Source organism: Pantoea sp. X-Soil-ISGK-421 (assembly GCF_059730785.1).
In genome coordinates this window covers 793,758-812,946 of the sequence record NZ_AP035979.1, presented here as the reverse complement: position 1 = coordinate 812,946, position 19,189 = coordinate 793,758, and the positions used below count along the sequence as shown (strand labels likewise).

At 54.7% G+C, this 19,189-nt stretch carries 19 protein-coding genes; 11 read left to right on the top strand and 8 right to left on the bottom strand.

Annotation, left to right across the window (positions count from 1 at the left end):
* The first annotated feature begins 94 nt into the window (after positions 1-94).
* The 7 genes from dksA (at position 95) to panD (ending at position 5,617) form a co-directional block, all read left to right on the top strand.
* Positions 95-550 carry an RNA polymerase-binding protein DksA gene (dksA, locus tag AC6I8K_RS03630; protein ID WP_007888770.1) on the top strand — a complete coding sequence of 152 codons (456 nt, stop codon included), beginning with the start codon at positions 95-97 and terminating at the stop codon, positions 548-550.
* A 70-nt stretch (positions 551-620) separates the two neighbouring features.
* Positions 621-1,550, top strand: coding sequence for a tRNA glutamyl-Q(34) synthetase GluQRS (gene gluQRS, locus AC6I8K_RS03625; protein WP_497826248.1), 930 nt, complete (start codon positions 621-623; stop codon positions 1,548-1,550).
* A 37-nt stretch (positions 1,551-1,587) separates the two neighbouring features.
* Positions 1,588-3,006 carry a polynucleotide adenylyltransferase PcnB gene (gene pcnB, locus AC6I8K_RS03620; protein WP_231102680.1) on the top strand — a complete coding sequence of 473 codons (1,419 nt, stop codon included), beginning with the start codon at positions 1,588-1,590 and terminating at the stop codon, positions 3,004-3,006.
* Complete coding sequence (folK, locus tag AC6I8K_RS03615; protein WP_497826247.1) at positions 3,003-3,488, top strand: 2-amino-4-hydroxy-6-hydroxymethyldihydropteridine diphosphokinase; 486 nt, start codon at positions 3,003-3,005, stop codon at positions 3,486-3,488. The genes pcnB and folK overlap by 4 nt, the downstream gene beginning before the upstream one ends.
* Before the next feature lie 42 nt (positions 3,489-3,530).
* On the top strand, positions 3,531-4,325 hold the full coding sequence (gene panB, locus AC6I8K_RS03610; protein WP_064737537.1) for a 3-methyl-2-oxobutanoate hydroxymethyltransferase: 795 nt from the start codon (positions 3,531-3,533) through the stop codon (positions 4,323-4,325).
* A 15-nt stretch (positions 4,326-4,340) separates the two neighbouring features.
* Positions 4,341-5,195 (top strand): pantoate--beta-alanine ligase, encoded by an 855-nt coding sequence (gene panC / locus AC6I8K_RS03605; RefSeq protein ID WP_483816827.1) that lies wholly within the window; start codon positions 4,341-4,343, stop codon positions 5,193-5,195.
* A gap of 41 nt (positions 5,196-5,236) precedes the next feature.
* Entirely contained in the window at positions 5,237-5,617 is a 381-nt protein-coding gene (gene panD, locus AC6I8K_RS03600; protein WP_007888760.1) for an aspartate 1-decarboxylase, read from the top strand.
* A 76-nt stretch (positions 5,618-5,693) separates the two neighbouring features.
* On the opposite strand, the gene AC6I8K_RS03595 is transcribed toward panD, so the two are convergent.
* The 3 genes from AC6I8K_RS03595 to hpt all read right to left on the bottom strand — a co-directional run bounded on the left by AC6I8K_RS03595 (position 5,694) and on the right by hpt (position 8,124).
* Positions 5,694-6,464, bottom strand: a complete 771-nt coding sequence (locus tag AC6I8K_RS03595; protein WP_064737539.1) for an ABC transporter permease — start codon at positions 6,462-6,464, stop codon at positions 5,694-5,696.
* Positions 6,461-7,387, bottom strand: a complete 927-nt coding sequence (locus AC6I8K_RS03590) for an ABC transporter ATP-binding protein (RefSeq protein ID WP_064737540.1) — start codon at positions 7,385-7,387, stop codon at positions 6,461-6,463. Before AC6I8K_RS03590 ends, AC6I8K_RS03595 begins: the two co-directional genes overlap by 4 nt.
* A gap of 200 nt (positions 7,388-7,587) precedes the next feature.
* A complete protein-coding gene (gene hpt / locus AC6I8K_RS03585; protein WP_064737541.1) occupies positions 7,588-8,124 on the bottom strand; it encodes a hypoxanthine phosphoribosyltransferase in 537 nt (178 codons plus the stop codon).
* 165 nt (positions 8,125-8,289) lie between these two features.
* On the opposite strand from hpt, the gene AC6I8K_RS03580 reads away from it, so the two are divergent.
* Complete coding sequence (locus AC6I8K_RS03580) at positions 8,290-9,579, top strand: cystathionine gamma-synthase family protein (RefSeq protein ID WP_497826246.1); 1,290 nt, start codon at positions 8,290-8,292, stop codon at positions 9,577-9,579.
* On the opposite strand, the gene cueO is transcribed toward AC6I8K_RS03580, so the two are convergent.
* Positions 9,572-11,161, bottom strand: a complete 1,590-nt coding sequence (cueO, locus tag AC6I8K_RS03575; RefSeq protein ID WP_497826245.1) for a multicopper oxidase CueO — start codon at positions 11,159-11,161, stop codon at positions 9,572-9,574. The two genes, AC6I8K_RS03580 and cueO, sit on opposite strands and share 8 nt — an antisense overlap.
* 177 nt (positions 11,162-11,338) lie before the next feature.
* Here cueO and AC6I8K_RS03570 point away from each other — a divergent pair, with 177 nt between their 5' ends.
* Positions 11,339-11,686, top strand: a complete 348-nt coding sequence (locus tag AC6I8K_RS03570) for a YacC family pilotin-like protein (RefSeq protein WP_064737544.1) — start codon at positions 11,339-11,341, stop codon at positions 11,684-11,686.
* A 131-nt stretch (positions 11,687-11,817) separates the two neighbouring features.
* On the opposite strand, the gene yacL is transcribed toward AC6I8K_RS03570, so the two are convergent.
* The 3 genes from yacL to AC6I8K_RS03555 form a co-directional block, all read right to left on the bottom strand.
* Positions 11,818-12,180 (bottom strand): protein YacL, encoded by a 363-nt coding sequence (gene yacL / locus AC6I8K_RS03565; protein WP_497826244.1) that lies wholly within the window; start codon positions 12,178-12,180, stop codon positions 11,818-11,820.
* Between the two features lie 172 nt (positions 12,181-12,352).
* Entirely contained in the window at positions 12,353-14,950 is a 2,598-nt protein-coding gene (gene acnB / locus AC6I8K_RS03560) for a bifunctional aconitate hydratase 2/2-methylisocitrate dehydratase (protein ID WP_497826243.1), read from the bottom strand.
* Between the two features lie 239 nt (positions 14,951-15,189).
* Positions 15,190-16,185 carry an aldo/keto reductase gene (locus AC6I8K_RS03555; protein ID WP_497826242.1) on the bottom strand — a complete coding sequence of 332 codons (996 nt, stop codon included), beginning with the start codon at positions 16,183-16,185 and terminating at the stop codon, positions 15,190-15,192.
* 98 nt (positions 16,186-16,283) lie between these two features.
* Between AC6I8K_RS03555 and AC6I8K_RS03550 the strand changes: the two genes are divergently transcribed.
* Complete coding sequence (locus AC6I8K_RS03550) at positions 16,284-17,213, top strand: LysR family transcriptional regulator (RefSeq protein ID WP_497826241.1); 930 nt, start codon at positions 16,284-16,286, stop codon at positions 17,211-17,213.
* 248 nt (positions 17,214-17,461) lie between these two features.
* Positions 17,462-17,608: a Hok/Gef family protein gene (locus AC6I8K_RS03545; RefSeq protein ID WP_137385164.1), complete on the top strand. Its 147-nt coding sequence runs from the start codon at positions 17,462-17,464 to the stop codon at positions 17,606-17,608.
* A gap of 144 nt (positions 17,609-17,752) precedes the next feature.
* Here the strand turns inward: AC6I8K_RS03545 and lpdA are convergent, their stop codons facing one another.
* Positions 17,753-19,177, bottom strand: coding sequence for a dihydrolipoyl dehydrogenase (gene lpdA / locus AC6I8K_RS03540; protein WP_007888688.1), 1,425 nt, complete (start codon positions 19,175-19,177; stop codon positions 17,753-17,755).
* Positions 19,178-19,189: the final 12 nt, after the last annotated feature.

Genomic DNA, 19,189 nt, shown 5'->3' with positions numbered 1-19,189 from the left:
TTGAGTTGCAGGATGGCGGCAACAGATTGAACGCAGCCAACACACCCGCAGCTTGAAATATGGTGGGTAGTGCGTGTTATCCAGGAGAAACAACATGCAAGAAGGGCAAAACCGTAAAACATCGTCCCTGAGTATCCTCGCCATCGCTGGAGTGGAACCGTATCAGGTGAAACCGGGCGAAGAGTATATGAACGACGCCCAGCTAGGCCATTTCCGTAAGATTCTGGAAGCCTGGCGCAACCAACTTCGGGATGAAGTAGATCGCACTGTGTCGCATATGCAGGACGAAGCTGCCAACTTCCCGGATCCGGTCGACCGTGCCGCACAGGAAGAAGAGTTCAGCCTGGAATTGCGTAACCGCGATCGTGAGCGCAAACTCATTAAAAAGATTGAGAAAACGCTCAAGAAAGTGGATGACGACGATTTTGGCTACTGCGACTCCTGCGGTGTAGAAATTGGTATTCGCCGCCTTGAAGCGCGTCCGACTGCCGATCTCTGCATTGACTGCAAAACGCTGGCAGAAATCCGCGAGAAGCAGATGGCTGGCTAATGGCCGTCAGAAAATTGCTACCGCACAGCCGGGAGAATCCCTGTTTTCCCGACGTGCGGTACACTTCATTATGAGTACTTCATCCTGCATTGGGCGCTTCGCTCCCTCCCCTTCTGGTGACCTGCATTTTGGTTCGCTTATTGCTGCCTTAGGCAGTTACCTGAGTGCGCGCGCGCAACAGGGACGCTGGCTGGTGCGAATCGAAGACATTGATCCCCCGCGTGAAGTTCCCGGTGCCGCAACGCGTATTCTGCAGCAGCTGGAACATTATGGTCTTTACTGGGATGGCGATGTTCTGTGGCAGTCACAGCGTCATGAAGCGTATCGCGCAGCATTAAGCTGGCTGCAAACCCATCGTCAAAGTTACTTCTGCACCTGCACTCGCAGTCGCGTTCAGCAGCTGGGCGGTTTTTACGACGGTCATTGCCGCGATGGGCAATTACCGGCAGAGAACGCCGCGCTGCGCCTGCGCCAGCACGCGCCGGTTTTCGGCTTTGACGATCGGCTGCGTGGCCATTTGCAGGCTGAATCGCAGCTGGCACAGGAAGATTTTATTATCCACCGCCGGGATGGATTGTTTGCTTACAACCTGGCGGTGGTGGTCGATGACCATTTTCAGGGCGTGACGGAAATTGTGCGCGGCGCGGACTTGATTGAGCCAACGGTGCGCCAGATTGCGCTGTATCAGCAGTTTGATTGGCCAGTGCCGGATTACCTGCATTTGCCGCTAGCGGTAAATCGTGATGGCAACAAGCTTTCCAAGCAGAATCATGCCCCCGCGTTGCCCGACGGTGACGCGCGGCCGCTGTTAGTGCAGGCATTGCGCTTTCTTGGTCAGCCGGTTTCGCCGGGCTGGCAGGATGAATCGCTGGAAAGCCTGCTGAAACAGGCGATCGCACAGTGGAATATCCGCCTGATTCCGTTGCAGAACGGTCTGATAGGCGATGAAACGACATCGCCATTCCTAAATGGTTCTCAACAGGCTATGATTAGCCGCTGATTTTATTAACACCCTTTTATCACTGTCGAGGTGTCCCATTTTTACCCGAGTCGCTAATTTTTGCCGGAGAGTCCTCAAGCGTGATGAGGAGGCGCCTGAAGAGGTGGAAACTGAGAGTCCAAATCTGATGACTGTCATTCCACGAGAAAGCCACAACATCTCACGCAAAGATATCAGCGAAAACGCCCTCAAAGTGCTCTATCGCCTGAATAAAGCCGGATACGAAGCCTATCTGGTTGGCGGCGGCGTGCGCGATTTGCTGCTCGGCAGCAAGCCAAAAGATTTTGATATCACCACCAACGCCACGCCTGAGCAGATGCGTAAGCTATTCCGCAACTGTCGTTTGGTGGGGCGTCGTTTCCGTCTGGCGCATGTGATGTTCGGTCCGGAAGTGATCGAAGTTGCAACCTTCCGTGGTCATCATCAGGAAGAGAGCGAAGAAGATCGCAATAGCTCACAGCGTGGCCAGAACGGTATGCTGCTGCGTGACAATATTTTCGGCAGCATAGAAGATGATGCGCAGCGCCGCGATCTCACCATCAACAGCCTCTATTACAGCGTGGCGGATTTCACCGTGCGCGATTATGTGGGTGGCTTGCACGATTTGCAGGAAGGCATCATTCGCATGATTGGCGATCCGGAAACGCGCTACCGCGAAGATCCGGTGCGTATGCTGCGCGTGGTGCGTTTCGCCGCCAAGCTGCAGATGCGTATTGCGGCAGAAACCGCCGAGCCGATTCCGCGTCTGGCAACGCTGCTGAATGACATCCCTCCAGCACGTATGTTTGAAGAGTCGCTCAAGCTGCTGCAGGCGGGTTACGGCTACCGCACCTATCAAATGATGCGTGAATATCAGCTGTTCCAGCCGCTGTTCCCGATGCTAACACGCGGTTTCACCGCTGAAAGCGACAGCCTGATGGAGCTTATGCTGGCGCAAGTGCTGAAAAATACCGATACGCGTATTCAAAATGATATGCGCGTCAATCCGGCCTTCCTGTTCGCCGCGATGTTCTGGTATCCGCAGCTGGAATCCGCCGAGCGCATTGCGCAGGAAAGCGGTCTGACTTATTACGATGCTTTCGCGCTGTCGATGAACGAAACGCTGGATGAAGCCTGCCGCGCGCTGGCGATTCCGAAGCGTATTACCACGTTGATTCGCGATATCTGGCAGCTGCAGTTGCGCATGTCTCGCCGCCACGGCAAACGTGCATGGAAGCTGATGGAGCATCCTAAGTTCCGTGCCGCCTACGATTTGATGGCGCTGCGTGCCGACGTGGAAAAGAATCCTGAACTGCAAAAGCTGACACATTGGTGGGGCGAGTTCCAGGCCGCTGCGCCGGTGCAGCAGAAAACCATGATGACGACGCTGGGTGACGATCCGGCGCCGCGCCGTAAACCGCGCCGTCCGCGCCGCCGTCCAACCGGGCCACGTCGCGATACCAACAGCGCACAATGACCCGCGTTTTCCTCGCTTTAGGCAGTAATCTGGCCGATCCGCTGCATCAGGTTGATGCAGCGTTGGCCGCGCTGGATGCCCTCCCGCACACCTCACGTATCGCCACTTCATCGTTGTATCGCACACCGCCATACGGCCCACCGGATCAGCCTGATTACCTCAATGCGGTCGTTGAGCTGGAAACTGCGCTGGAAGCCGAAGCGCTGCTCGACCATACGCAACGCATTGAACTGGAACATGGCCGCGTGCGCAAAGCCGAACGTTGGGGACCGCGCACGCTGGATCTCGACATCATGCTGTTTGGCAACGCGACAATTAACACGCCGCGCCTGACCGTGCCGCATTACGATATGCACAATCGCGCCTTTATGCTGGTACCGTTGCTGGAAATTGCCCCGCAGCTGGCGCTACCAAACGGTCAAACCTTGTCTACCCTTCTCGCCCGGCTCAATCGCAGCGCTATCCGTTTGTGGTCTGAGTAACCCGTAGTACACTGCGCGCATCAGAAAACTCTGGAGCGTGTGATGAAACCAACAACCCTCTCCCATTTACGCCAACTGAAAGCCAGCGGTCGCAAATTTGCCACGCTGACGGCGTATGACTTCAGTTTTGCCCGTCTGTTTGCCGATGAAGGCATTCAGGTGATGTTGATTGGTGACTCGCTCGGCATGACCGTGCAGGGCCACGAATCGACTTTACCGGTCACCGTGGCGGATATCGCTTATCACACCGCCGCCGTGCGCCGTGGCGCACCGCTGGCACTGCTGATGGCCGACTTGCCATTTATGAGTTACGCCACCCCAGAACAGACGTTCAGCAACGCTGCGCAGCTGATGCGCGCCGGTGCCAATATGGTGAAACTGGAAGGCGGCGAATGGCTGGCGGAGACCGTACGTATGCTGACCGAGCGCGCCGTGCCGGTGTGCGGTCATCTGGGCCTGACACCACAATCGGTGAACATCTTCGGTGGCTACAAAGTGCAAGGCCGTGATGAAGCCGCCGCCGACCGCCTGCTGGCCGATGCGCTGGCGCTGGAAGCGGCAGGTATGCAGCTGCTGGTGCTGGAGTGCGTGCCGGTGGCGCTGGCGGAACGCGTCACTAAAGCGCTGTCTGTGCCGGTGATCGGTATTGGCGCGGGCAACGTGACTGACGGCCAGATTTTGGTGATGCACGACGCCTTTGGCATTACCGGCGGCCACATTCCTAAGTTTGCCAAAAATTTCCTCGCCGAAACCGGCGACATTCGTGCGGCGATTCGCCACTATATCGCCGACGTTGAAGCGGGCCTCTATCCCGCCGCTGAACACAGTTTCCAGTAAATCAGGAGATTTGCAGTGCTGATCATTGAAACACTCCCGATGCTGCGCCGTGAAATTCGTCGCTGGCGTCAGGCAGGCAAACGTATCGCGCTGGTTCCCACCATGGGCAACCTGCATGACGGACATCTGACGTTGGTCGATGAAGCGCGTGAACGTGCCGACATTGTGGTGGTATCGATTTTCGTCAACCCAATGCAGTTTGAGCGTCCCGACGATCTGGCGCGCTATCCGCGTACGCTACAGGACGATTGCGAGAAGCTTAATCGTCACAGTGTCGATGTCGTATTCGCCCCCGCGCCGGCCGAAGTCTATCCGCAAGGTCTCGACAGCCAGACGTTTGTTGAGGTGCCGGGCTTATCCTCGCTGCTGGAAGGTGCCAGCCGTCCGGGCCATTTCCGTGGCGTTTCCACCGTGGTGAGTAAACTGTTCAATCTGGTACAGCCAGACATCGCGTGCTTTGGCGAGAAAGATTTTCAGCAGCTGGCAATTATCCGCAAGATGGTGGTGGATATGGGCTTCGATATTGAGATTGTTGGCGTGCCAACGGTGCGGGCTAAAGATGGTTTGGCGCTGAGTTCGCGCAATGGCTATCTCACCGCCGACGAGCGTAAAATCGCGGCAGGTCTCAGCCAGGTGATGAACAACATGGCTGAACGTCTGAGCAACGGCGAGCGTCATGTCGAAGAGATTATTGAGCAAGCGGAAGTGGCGCTGCGTGAGAAGGGTTTCCGTCCGGACGGATTAGCGATTTGCGATGCCGAAACCTTACAACCGTTAAACGTCGACAGCCAGCGTGCGGTGATTCTGATGGCCGCATGGCTCGGCAATGCGCGATTGATCGATAATCAGCAAGTGGATCTGACGGAGTAGTTTTCCGTCGTTTATTGGCAGCTTAACAAGGTTAGACAGTTATGATTCGCACCGTACTTCAAGGCAAACTGCACCGCGTAAAAGTCACCCAGGCAGATTTGCATTACGAAGGTTCCTGCGCCATTGACCAGGATTTCCTCGACGCATCCGGCATTCTGCAGTATGAAGCCATCGACATCTACAACGTCACCAACGGCCAGCGTTTTTCCACCTACGCTATCGCCGCCGAGCGTGGTTCGAAGATTATTTCAGTTAACGGTGCCGCCGCACGCTGCGCCTGCGCTGGCGATATTATGATCATCTGCTCTTATGTGCAGGTAGAAGATGAAGTCGCCCGCAGTTGGCAACCGAAAGTCGCCTACTTCGAAGGTGATAACGAAATGAAGCGCCTCGCCAAAGCGTTGCCGGTTCAGGTAGCCTGATACAACAAGGGCGCGGTTTTTACACCGCGCCCTTGTTATTTCGTAGGGTCGCCATTCATGGCGACCGCGACCATCATTACGTACGCAATCCCCGTCCACGCTGAATCAACGTATACACCAGCACATAAAACACCACGATAAAGGCGATCAGCACCGACAGCGTGAACACCAGCGGCACATCGTTGATACCGAGGAAACCGTAACGGAAGCCGCTGATCATATACACCACCGGGTTCAGCTTCGATACCGCTTGCCAGAATGGCGGCAGTAGCGTCAACGAATAGAACACGCCGCCAAGATAGGTTAATGGCGTCAGCACGAAGGTCGGAATCAGGCTGATATCATCGAAAGTACGCGCGAAGACCGCATTCAGCAGGCCCGCTAACGAAAACAGAATCGCCGTCAGCAGCAGCGTGATAGCCACCATCGACCATGAATGGACGTGGAACGGGACGAAGAACAGCGAAATCGCCGTCACCAAAATCCCCACACACACGCCGCGTGCCACGCCGCCACCGACATAACCGGCGATGATGATATGCGTGGGCACCGGCGCCACCAGCAGCTCTTCAATGTTGCGCTGGAACTTGGCGCTAAAGAACGACGATGCCACGTTGGCGTAAGCGTTGGTGATGACCGCCATCATGATCAGGCCCGGCACGATAAACTGCATGTAGCTGAAACCGTGCATATCGCCGATACGTGAACCAATCAGGTTGCCGAAGATGATGAAATAGAGCGTCATGGTGATCACCGGCGGCACCAGCGTCTGAATCCAGATGCGGGCAAAGCGGTTAATCTCTTTACTCCAGATGCTCTTGAGCGCCACCCAATACAAGTGCGTCATGCTTTCACTCCTGTTTTTCCCTGTGTCAGGCTAACGAACAGCTCTTCAAGGCGGTTAGCTTTATTTCGCATACTCAACACCTGCACGCCCTGCGCGCTCAGCTGACTGAACACGCTATTCAAACCTTGCTCGCGCATGACTTCTACTTCCAGCGTAGAAGTATCCACCAGACGATACTGGAAGCCATCAAGTTGCGGCAGCGGGCTGCGCGGGGCGAGATCCAGAATGAAGGTTTCGGATTGCAGCTTGGAAAGTAAACCTTTCATCGAGGTGTTTTCCACCAGCTCGCCGCTCTGGATAATACCGATATTGCGGCACAGCATCTCCGCCTCTTCCAGATAGTGCGTGGTGAGGATGATGGTGGTGCCTTTGATATTCAGCTCTTTCAGGAAACTCCACATTGAACGACGCAGCTCGATATCGACGCCGGCGGTGGGTTCATCCAGGATCAACAGCTTCGGCTCATGCATCAGCGCACGCGCGATCATCAGGCGACGCTTCATGCCCCCCGAAAGCATGCGCGCACGTTCGTTACGTTTGCCCCACAAATCGAGCTGATTGAGGTATTTTTCCGCGCGCTTGTTGGCTTCGGCGCGTTCGACACCGTAATAACCGGCCTGATTAACCACAATCTGCATCACGGTTTCAAACGGGTTGAAGTTGAATTCCTGCGGCACCAGTCCGAGCTGACGCTTGGCGTTGACCACATCTTTTTGCAGGTCATAGCCAAACACCCGCACGCTGCCGCCAGATTTATTCACCAGCGAACTGATAATGCCGATGGTAGTGGATTTTCCGGCACCGTTTGGCCCCAGCAGGGCGTAAAAGTCCCCCGCTTCCACATTAAGATCGAGTCCTTTCAGCGCCTGTACGCCGCCGGGATAGGTTTTGGTCAGCCCGGAAATTTCCAGTGCATATGTCATTGCGAATCCATACCTTGTTGTAGTGACATCAAAGGCCTATGAAATGATAGTGCGCGCGAATCTGCATGCGCTGTCGCGGGTCATTAAGATTAAGAAATCAATGGAGTTTAGCAGAGAGTCAAGCCAGCCCATAAGTCATTGACTCACGGGCTGCGCAGTTTATCGCAGGCGGGGGAGATTAGCCTTGGACGATTGTGCGGTTATTCACCGGTCGGGATAACTTTGCCGATATACGGCAAATGGCGATAGCGCTGGGCGTAATCAATACCAAAGCCCACCACGAACTCATCCGGTATGGTGAAGCCGACGTATTCCACGGTGACATCCACTTCACGACGCTCGGGCTTATCCAGCAAAGTACAAATCGCCAGCGACTTTGGCTCACGCAGGCGCAGGATTTCACGCACTTTACTCAGCGTGTTGCCGGAATCGATGATGTCTTCAACGATCAACACATCTTTGCCACGAATATCCTCATCAAGGTCTTTGAGGATTTTCACATCGCGGGTGCTCGACATGCCGCTGCCGTAACTTGACGCCGTCATGAAGTCGACTTCATGCGGCACGTCGATGGTGCGGCATAGATCGGCCATAAACATAAAGGAGCCGCGCAGCAGACCCACCAACACCATTTCGCTGCCGCTGTCGCGGTAGTTTTCGCTAATCTGCTTGCCCAGTTCGGCAATACGGGTTGCGATCTCTTGTTCGGAGATCATCACGTCGACGGTATGTTTCATTGCATGCGTCCAATTACGGTTTTTGGAAAGCCACGAAGTCTATCATAGTCGCGCTGACGTCTAACGCCGCGCACAGAACGCAAACGATTCCGTGGCGAAATTTATCGCGCTGGCGTTAACTGTAGTGACACGTCCGCCCCTTCACCGTTGAGTTCTGGAGTTCCTATGACCGCTTCATCCAGTAAAAAGACCAGGATTGGTACGCGCGAGTTGCACCCGGAAACGCAGATGTTGAATTACGGTTACGATCCGCAGCTATCGGAAGGCGCGGTGAAACCGCCGGTGTTTCTCACCTCCACCTTTGTGTTTAACAGCGCGGAAGAGGGACAGGATTTTTTCGATTTTGTCGCCGGACGCAAGCAGCCGCCAGAAGGCAAAAGTGGCGGATTGGTCTATTCACGCTTTAACCATCCCAACAGCGAAATCGTTGAGGATCGGCTGGCGGTATATGAAGGCGCTGAAAGCGCGGCGCTGTTCTCCTCCGGCATGTCGGCGATTGCCACCACGCTGCTGACGTTTGCGCGTCCGGGCGAAGTGATTCTGCATTCTCAGCCGCTGTACGGCGGTACCGAAACCCTGCTGAGCAAAACGCTGCACGATTTGGAGATCAAAGCGGTGGGTTTCAGCGATGGCACCAATGAAGACAAGGTGCATGAAGCGGCGAAGCTGGCGTGGCAGCGCGGACGCGTGGCGCTGATTTTGATTGAGACCCCCGCCAATCCCACCAACAGCCTGGTAGACATTCAGTTGATGCAACAAGTGGCGGATGTGATTGCGCAGCAGCAAGGTTCACGGCCAATCCTCGCCTGCGATAACACGCTGCTCGGCCCGGTGTTTCAGCATCCGTTGCAGCACGGCGCGGATTTGTCGCTCTATTCACTGACCAAATATGTCGGCGGGCATTCGGATTTAATTGCTGGCGCAGTGCTCGGCAGTAAAGCGCTGGTCGGCAAAGTGCGCTCGCTGCGCAGTGCCATCGGCACGCAGCTGGATCCGCACTCCAGCTGGATGCTTGGCCGCTCGCTGGAAACGCTATCGCTGCGCATGGAGAAAGCCACCAGCAATGCCGGGCAAGTCGCGGCGTTTTTGCGCGATCATCCGCAGGTGGAAAAATTGCATTGGCTGCCGTATCTGGATGCGGAGAGTCCCGCCGGTAAAACCTATCAGCGTCAATGCAGCGGCGCGGGTTCAACCTTCTCATTTGATATTCGTGGTGGGCAACCGGCAGCGTTCCGTTTCCTTAATACGCTGGAACTGTTCAAGCTAGCGGTGAGCCTCGGCGGCACCGAATCGCTCGCCAGCCATCCTGCCAGCACCACCCATTCGGGCGTGCCGCAGGATGTGCGGCAGCGCATTGGCATTAGCGATGCCACCGTGCGCTTGTCGATTGGTATCGAGCATCCTGATGATTTAATCGAAGATATCCGCCTGGCGCTGGAAGCCTCGGCTAACTGACGCTAAAACCGAGCATCATGCCGGTATCTTCATGCTCCAGCAGATGACAATGCGCCATATAGGCATGGTCGGCATTGGCGACATAATTGAAGCGCACCAACACTTCGCTGCGCCAGCCGTTGACGCTGACCATGTCTTTCCAGCCGGCGCGATGTGCCGCTGGCGGCTTGCCGTTTTCTGACAGAATGCGGAACTGCGTGCCGTGAATGTGGAACGGATGCAGCATGTGATCGCCTTCGCCGGAGATGGTCCACTTCTCCAGCTTGCCTAATTCGACATTGAACATCGGCTTAGTCATGTTGAACGCCTGGCCGTTGATCTTGTTACCATTGTGGAAATCATACGCGGCGGCTTTACCGTGGCTGCCGTGATTCATCGCCATATCGCCATGATCCATCGGCTTAGTGCTGTTACTCATGTCCATATTGCCGTGATCCATTTTCATGCCGGCCATGGCTTTATCGCCGTAACGATCCCTTAGCGCCTGCATACCTTGCTGATCGAGTTGCGGATCCATCATCAGCTGCAGCCAACGGCTTTGCAGGCCGTCAGTGGAAGGGACCGGCGGCAGATCCACCAACTGGTCTGGCAACGTGCCGCTCGCCATCACACGCAGCGGCAGTATGTTGACCAGCGGCAGCGGCTGATCGAACGGCGCCAGCGTCATGCCCATCTGCGTGACCGGCAGCGTCACCACGTCGAAGGCTTTGCCATCTGAGGTATCCACCAGCACTTCAAAACGCTCGCCCGGCAACAGCGGCAGGCTCGAAACTTTCACCGGCTCGGCCAGCAAACCGCCGTCGCTGCCGATCACATACAGCGGACGTTGATCGCTGGTGGCGATATGCAGTGAACGCGCGTTACAACCGTTAAGCAAACGCAGGCGCAGCCAGCCGCGTGGGACTGCATGCTGTGGATATTGTACGCCGTTCGTGAGCATCAGATCGCCGAACCAGCCGACGGCGGCACGCATAATATCAAGCTGATAATCGATTTGCGTGCCCGCTTTGTTCAACTGCTTATCCTGGAAAATCAGCGGCACATCGTCTTCGCCCCACTGCATCGGTAAACGCAACTGACCGGATGCTTCATCTTCCAGCAGCACTAAACCGGCAAGGCCTTGCGCTACCTGGTAACCCGTTTTGCCATGTTGATGCGGATGGAACCAGCAGGTCGCGGCGGGTTGATCGGGGGTGAAACTCACCTGACGCGTGGCACCCGGCGCAATGATGCCCTGCGGTCCACCATCAACATCACCGGGAATTTCCAGTCCATGCCAGTGCAAGGTCGTTGCCTCAGGAAGCTGGTTATGGATATTCACCGTGACGGCTTTTTCACGCTGCAGACGCAGCGCGGGACCGAGCAATCCTCCGTTGTAACCCCAGGTTGGCACCGCTTTACCGTTCCATTGGCTGCTGCCGGCCATGGCGGTCAGCGTGTATTGGCCGCGTGCGTCAGGTTCCAAAATGGAAGGGATCGGCAATAAGGGGCGCGTGGCGGCCATTAGTGAACGGCTCCACAGCGGCAGCGCACCGGCGGCGCTGAGTGCGGCAGTCAATTTTAGAAAATGACGACGTTGCATATTCTTATCCTTATCGTGAATATGGGCACAGCGTAAACCTTTACCCTGAGGGAGGGTCAAGTCCTGAAACAGAATGCGCCGAGAAAAAGCGGGGGAATGGCCCGAAAGGGCAAATTTAGCGGAATAGCGGCAATAACTGTGCTAACGTCAATAAATTGTCCCTTGTTGAGAATGATTATGACGAAAGGCATCAAGATCCTGCTGCTGGCGGGACTCCTTGGCTTCTCCTCCACCAGTTTTGCTCTAAGCGAATCCGAAGCTGAAGATCTGGCAGACCTCACCGCCGTGTTCGTTTATCTCAAGAACGATTGTGGTTATCAGGATTTGCCGGACGCGCAGATTCGCAAAGCGCTGGTGTTTTTCGCCCAACAGAACCGTTGGGATTTAAGCAACTACAGTAACTACAATATGAAGTCGCTTGGCGAAGAGAGCTACAAGGATTTGAGCGGCATCGCCATTACCAACGACAAAAAATGTAAGTCGCTGGCGCGCGATTCGTTGAGTTTACTGGCTTACGTTAAGTAATCAGCCCAGCCCTCTTCCACGGGAGAGGGCGACGCGGCGCATTGTGAGGCTAATTCCAATCCCAGCCACGCCAGCGCAATGCGCGGCTTGTCACAGCCAACTCGCAGCAGGAACGCGTCAATGCGTCAGTGTTATTTACCGGCTAAAAACCGCCGATAAGCCGCAATCACCGCGAGGAAATCTTCCACGCCGCAGAATGACAGGCTCTCTTCATCGTAATAGGTCATGCCCTCTTCTATGCCGTCATCTTCCAGCGCCAGCTGGTTGGCACGAATCATCACCTCCTCTTCATCCAGCCACAGCGTGTATTCATGCCCAATACGCTGCCACTGATTGATGGTCCCTTTGACCTGTTGCGCGGCGGCTTCGACTTCATCCAGCAAGGGTAAATTGTCTTTGACCTCTTCGTTGAACCAGTGCCCCACCGCTTCGTGGTCCATCGACATACGCACTTTGACCTGGCCGGTTAAATCACGCAGAAATTCATACTCCATGGGTTTGCCTCATACTGATGACGCGCCGTGCGGCACCGTCTTAGTGCATTTTGTGCGCAGCACGCTGAATAAAGTGGGATCGCGCTCGCATTATGCCTGGAGATACCAACGGAAAAAAGCGCATAAAAAAAGGGACGATTTTCATCGTCCCCTTGTTCATCCTGAAAACCGATTAAACGGCAGTCTGGAAGATCACGCTATCCGCTTTGTCAGTGTACTGTCCCAGCTGATCAAAGTTGAGGTAACGGTAAGTGTCTGCCGCGGTCTTATCGACCTGCAGCATAAACTGTTGGTACTCGTCCGGCGTTGGCAATTTACCGAGTAGCGAGGCTACCGCGGCCAGTTCAGCCGATGCCAGGAAGACGTTCGCACCATTACCCAGACGGTTCGGGAAGTTACGCGTGGAGGTGGAAACCACCGTCGCGCCATCCTTCACTCGCGCCTGGTTACCCATGCACAGTGAACAGCCCGGAATCTCGATACGCGCGCCGCTCTTACCGAACACGCTGTAATAGCCCTCTTCAGTCAGCTGCGCGGCGTCCATTTTAGTCGGCGGCGCAACCCAAAGACGGGTTGGCAGCTGGCCTTTATGGGCATCCAGCAGTTTGCCGGCTGCGCGGAAGTGACCGATGTTAGTCATGCACGAACCGATAAATACTTCATCGATTTGCTCGCCCTGCACGTCAGACAACCAACGTGCATCGTCTGGATCGTTCGGTGCACAGAGAATGGGCTCTTTAATGTCCGCCAGATCGATGTCGATCACCGCAGCGTAGTCAGCATCCGCATCGCCTTCCAGCAGTTGCGGATCGGCCAGCCATTTTTCCATGCCTTCAACGCGGCGCTCCAGCGTACGACGATCGCCGTAGCCTTCCGAGATCATCCACTTCAGCAGCACGATGTTAGAGTTCAAATACTCGATAATCGGCTCTTTGCTCAACTTGATTGAACAACCGGCGGCAGAGCGTTCGGCTGATGCATCTGAGAGTTCAAATGCCTGCTCAACTTTCAAGTCTGGCAGACCTTCAATTTCCAGAATGCGTCCAGAGAAGATATTTTTCTTCCCTTTCTTCTCAACGGTCAGCAAGCCAGCTTTGATTGCGTACAGTGGAATCGCGTGGACCAGATCGCGCAGAGTGATGCCAGGCTGCATTTTACCTTTGAAACGCACCAGCACCGATTCCGGCATATCCAGCGGCATCACGCCGGTCGCAGCCGCAAACGCCACCAGACCCGAACCCGCCGGGAAGGAAATACCAATTGGGAAGCGGGTGTGTGAATCACCACCGGTTCCTACGGTATCTGGCAGCAGCATACGGTTCAGCCAGCTATGAATAATACCATCACCCGGACGCAGCGAGACGCCGCCACGGTTCATGATGAAGTCTGGCAGCGTATGGTGCGTGGTCACGTCAACCGGCTTCGGATAGGCCGCGGTATGGCAGAAGGACTGCATCACCAGATCAGCGGAGAAGCCGAGGCACGCCAGATCTTTAAGTTCATCACGGGTCATTGGACCGGTAGTGTCCTGAGAACCGACAGACGTCATTTTGGGTTCGCAGTAAGCGCCCGGACGAACACCTGCTACGCCGCATGCACGACCGACCATTTTCTGCGCCAGTGAGTAACCACGGGTGCTGGCGGCAACATCTTTGGCTTGCACGAACACATCGCTGTGCGGCAAACCGAGTGATTCGCGCGCTTTGGTGGTTAAGCCACGACCGATAATCAGCGGAATACGACCACCCGCACGCACTTCGTCCAGCAGCACCTCGGTCTTCAGCTCGAAGGTCGCCAGCAATTCGTCGGTTTCGTGATTGCGCACTTCGCCTTTATACGGGTAGACGTCGATGACATCGCCCATGTTCAGGCGATCAACATCAAGTTCGATTGGCAATGCGCCAGCATCTTCCATGGTGTTGAAGAAGATTGGAGCAATTTTACCGCCGAGGCATAAACCGCCGCCCTTTTTGTTCGGCACATAGGGGATATCGTCGCCCATAAACCACAGCACCGAGTTGGTGGCGGATTTACGTGAAGAACCGGTACCGACCACATCACCGACATAAGTCAGTGGGAAGCCCTTGGTCTGCAGCGCTTCGATCTGTTTGATCGGTCCAACGTTACCGGCATCGTCGGGTTCGATACCTTCACGGGCGTTTTTCAGCATCGCCAGCGCGTGCAGTGGAATATCCGGACGTGACCATGCATCCGGCGCCGGGGAGAGGTCGTCGGTGTTGGTTTCGCCGGTCACTTTGAACACGGTGGTGGTGATTTTTTCAGCCAGTTTTGGACGCTTCTGGAACCATTCGGCATCGGCCCAGGACTGGATGATTTTTTTCGCGTGTGGGTTACCCGCTTTCGCTTTCTCTTCGACATCGTAGAAGTTATCGAACATCAGCAGCGTGTGGGACAAGGCTTCGCCAGCAATCGGTGCTAAGGCTTCATCTTCTAACGCTTCAATCAGCGCATGGATGTTATAACCGCCCTGCATGGTGCCCAGCAGCTCAACGGCTTTTTCGCGAGTAACCAGAGGAGAGTGGGCTTCGCCCTTAGTGACAGCTGCCAGGAAACCGGCTTTAACATAAGCCGCTTCATCAACACCTGGTGGGACACGGTTGACCAACAGGTCGGTCAGGAATTCTTCTTCACCCGCTGGCGGGTTTTTCAGCAGTTCAACCAGCGCGGCCATTTGGGAAGCATCTAACGGCTTAGGTACGATTCCCTGGGCAGCACGCTCGGCAACGTGCTTACGGTATTCTTCTAGCACGACGTTCTCCTCGCTCTCATTGTATAGCTTTCCGGCGCACCCCTTGATGCTGTCGAACAGTAGGGTGAGGTGCCCGGTTCCGCGTGGGGCAGCATAGCAGCATTTCGCCTGATTGTTAATCTGTTTACAAAAAAGCAACATCCGCGCGTTATTTAGCAGGTTCGTCTGCGGATTGCGCGCGATCACATAAAAAAGCAGGCGTTGAAAGCCTGCTTGCTGCATAAATGAGGAGAAAACGATTATCGATCGACCAATATAAACTCGCTGTCGTTATAACGTGCGCCCTGAATATTGTGCACGCTGAACAGCTCATCCAGCGTGGCGACATCAACCCCGCGTAATGTTAAATCGGCGGCGGCGCAGTTCTGTTCCAGATGGGCGATTTTACTGGCTCCGGGAATCGGCACGATAAAGTCACCTTTCGCCAGCACCCACGCCAATGCTAGCTGGGCGGCTGTAGCGTCATAACCTGCAGCCATCGCAGAAAGTTGATTCACTAACTTCTGGTTATGTGCCTGCGCATCCTGCTGGAAACGCGGTAAAGAACGACGGAAATCATCTTCGGCTAAGCTCGAAGCCGCCGGGAATTTCCCGGTCAGGAAGCCGCGTCCCAGCGGACTATAAGGAACAAAGCCCACCTTAAGTTTACGGCAGGTGGCGAGAATCTCCTGCTCAGGGTCGCGCGACCACAGCGAGTATTCGCTTTGTAGCGCCGAAATCGGATGCACCGCGTGGGCACGGCGTAACGTAGCGGATGAAACTTCCGACAGGCCGAGATACTTTACTTTTCCTTCGCGTACCAAATCCGCCATCACCCCCACCACCTCTTCGATTGGCACGGCCGGATCGAGGCGATGCTGATACAGCAGCTCAATCGTCTCTACGCCGAGACGTTGTAGCGATCCCTCGACCGCGCGTCGGATATGTGCGGGATCGCTATTTACGCCGGTAACCCGCTGCCAACCTTCACCCTGTTCGGTGATGCGGAAGCCAAATTTTGTGGCCACTTTGATATCGCTGCGGCCTTTGATGGCTTTCGCCAGCAGGGTTTCATTAAGAAAAGGACCGTAGACTTCGGCGCTATCGAGGAAATCGACGCCCAGCTCAAATGCGCGCGCCAGGGTATTCAGCGCCTGCTTTTCATCATTTTGACCATAGGCGAAGCTCATGCCCATGCAGCCTAATCCCAGCGCCGAAACCTGTAATCCCTGATTGCCTAATTGACGTTGTTGCACGGTTTTATCCTCTTAGCTGTTGGTGTTAATGTTATAAACCTCAGCAATCACGGCAACAATTGAGCTATTTTTGCCGATTTAGTGAGTAAAACTCAGCAATGAATAATTACCGTGCGTCTATGCAGGAACTGGAAATGTTTGCTGCCATCGCGCAGCACCTGAGCTTTCGTAAAGCAGCCGAGGAGCGCAACGTCACGCCTTCCAGCCTGAGCCATGCGATGCGACATTTCGAAGCGCGCCTGGGCGTGCGTCTGCTGAACCGCACCACGCGCAAAGTTGCGCTGACCGAAGCGGGAGAACGCTTTTTACAACGTATTCAGCCTGCTCTGGCCGATCTGGCGCAAGCGGTAGACGAGCTCAATGACTGGCGCAGCGATCCACGCGGCAATTTGCGTATCAGCATGCCGCGATCGGCGGAAGCGCTGTTCTTCAATGCGCTTATTTTGCCGTTCTTACTGCGCTATCCCGAGATCACGCTTGAGATCGATAGCAACGATTCGCTGCTGGATATCGTAGAGGCTGGGTTTGATGCGGGCGTGCGCTACGGCGATGTGTTGGCGCAGGATATGGTGGCGGTGCCATTTGGCGCGCCGATGCGAGCGCTGGCGGTGGCGAGCCCAGCCTTTATAGCTCAGCACGGCATACCGTGTGAACCCGCTGAGTTGCTGCAGTTCCCCTGCATTGAGCGACGCTTCCCGAGTGGGCGACGTTATCGCTGGGAATTCTGGCAGGATGGCCGCCGACAGGAAGTGGCAGTGAAAGGTGCATTAGTGCTGGATAACAATGAACGGATTTTACAGGCGGCGCGTGCAGGCGTGGGCATTGCTTTTTTGCATGAAGGCACGGTGCGGAAAGATTTAGAACGCGGCGATTTAATTGAAATACTCACCGAATTTACTGCGCTAGAAGAAGGATTCTGGCTCTACTATCCAAGTCGTAAATATCTTTCAGCGCCACTGCGGAATTTTATTGACTGGCTTAAGGAAACGAACAACCAATTAAATACATCCATTACGCGATCTATTTAAATAATTAAATAAAAACAAAATGATTAATTTAAATAACTTTAAAATTAAGGTGAAATAAAAAAATTTTGGCGTAGACTGCCTGCGGGCGCTTGATGCAACTTGCTTCAAGCTGAAAAGATTGAGGTAGGTTGTGGAGCGTAAAATCGTGCAGTTAACTTTCATTAACCGCACGAGCAAGCAACATACCCTAACACCTAGACAATGTCAGGGTAGTCGCTTGCTCGTGCTAAATCAAGAGGAACGTGACTATGAAGTCAATATTCAGCAAGCTGATTATCAGCGGGCTCATTCTATTAGGATTGTGTCTGGTTAATCGCAGTTCACTCTGTGAATTACGATTACGGATATTCACTGCTGAATTATCGGCTGTTATGGCTTACGAAGCACAACAGTAAAACTTCACTAGCGGGAGTTCGCTCCCGCTATTCCGGCATTGCGCATGTGTTGGCTCACGCGCCTTTTTTCTTTCTTTTATTAAACAGAACCACTAATAAAAAACGGCTCCTTAAAGGAGCCGTTAATTTATTTAAAGCGGAAAATTATTTCTTTTTCGCTTTTGGATTCGGCAGGTCCGTGATGCTACCTTCGAATATTTCGGCGGCCAGGCCGACAGACTCATGCAGCGTTGGGTGCGCGTGAATGGTCAGTGCGATATCTTCGGCATCACAGCCCATTTCAATCGCCAGACCAATTTCACCCAGCAGCTCGCCGCCGTTGGTCCCGACAATCGCGCCACCGATAACACGGTGCGTTTCTTTGTCGAAGATCAGCTTGGTCATACCGTCTGCACAATCAGAAGCGATCGCACGGCCTGAAGCCGCCCACGGGAAGGTGGACACTTCGTAGCTGATGCCTTTCTCTTTGGCTTCTTTCTCGGTCAGACCAACCCAGGCAACTTCTGGCTCAGTATACGCAATAGATGGGATCACTTTCGGGTCGAAGTAGTGCTTCAGACCGGAGATCACTTCCGCCGCTACGTGGCCTTCATGCACACCTTTGTGCGCCAGCATTGGCTGACCCACGATGTCACCGATGGCATAGATGTGAGGTACGTTGGTGCGCATCTGCTTGTCGACGCGGATGAAGCCGCGATCGTCCACTTCCACGCCCGCTTTACCGGCATCCAGACCTTTACCGTTTGGTACACGGCCAATCGCCACCAGCACCGCGTCGTAACGCTGGGCGTCAGCGGGCGCTTTTTTGCCTTCCATCGATACGTAAATACCGTCGTCTTTCGCTTCAACCGCGGTGACTTTGGTTTCCAGCATCAGATTGAATTTCTTGCTGATACGCTTGGTGAAGACTTTAACCACGTCCTTATCGGCAGCCGGAATCACCTGGTCGAACATCTCAACCACGTCGATCTCTGAACCCAGTGCTTTGTAAACGGTGGCCATTTCCAGACCGATGATGCCACCGCCCATGACCAGCAGACGCTTCGGCACTTCTTTCAGTTCCAGCGCATCGGTAGAGTCCCACACGCGCGGATCGTTGTGCGGAATAAATGGCAGTTCGATTGGACGAGAACCGGCCGCGATAATCGCGTTATCGAAGTTAATGGTGGTTGCGCCACCTTCACCTTCTACCACCAGCGTGTTAGCACCGGTGAATTTGCCGAGGCCAGTCACCACCTTCACTTTACGACCTTTCGCCATACCCGCGAGGCCGCCAGTGAGCTGGTTGATAACCTTCTCTTTCCACGAACGAATTTTGTCGATGTCAGTTTGCGGCTGGCCAAACACGATACCGTGCTCTTCGAGGGCTTTTGCTTCGTCGATCACTTTAGCGACGTGCAGCAGCGCTTTTGACGGGATACAGCCTACGTTCAGACAAACACCGCCGAGGGTGCTGTAACGCTCAACGATTACGGTTTCCAGACCTAAATCAGCGCAACGGAAGGCTGCAGAGTAACCTGCAGGACCTGCCCCAAGTACCACGACTTGAGTTTTAATCTCTGTACTCATCATGACCTCTTG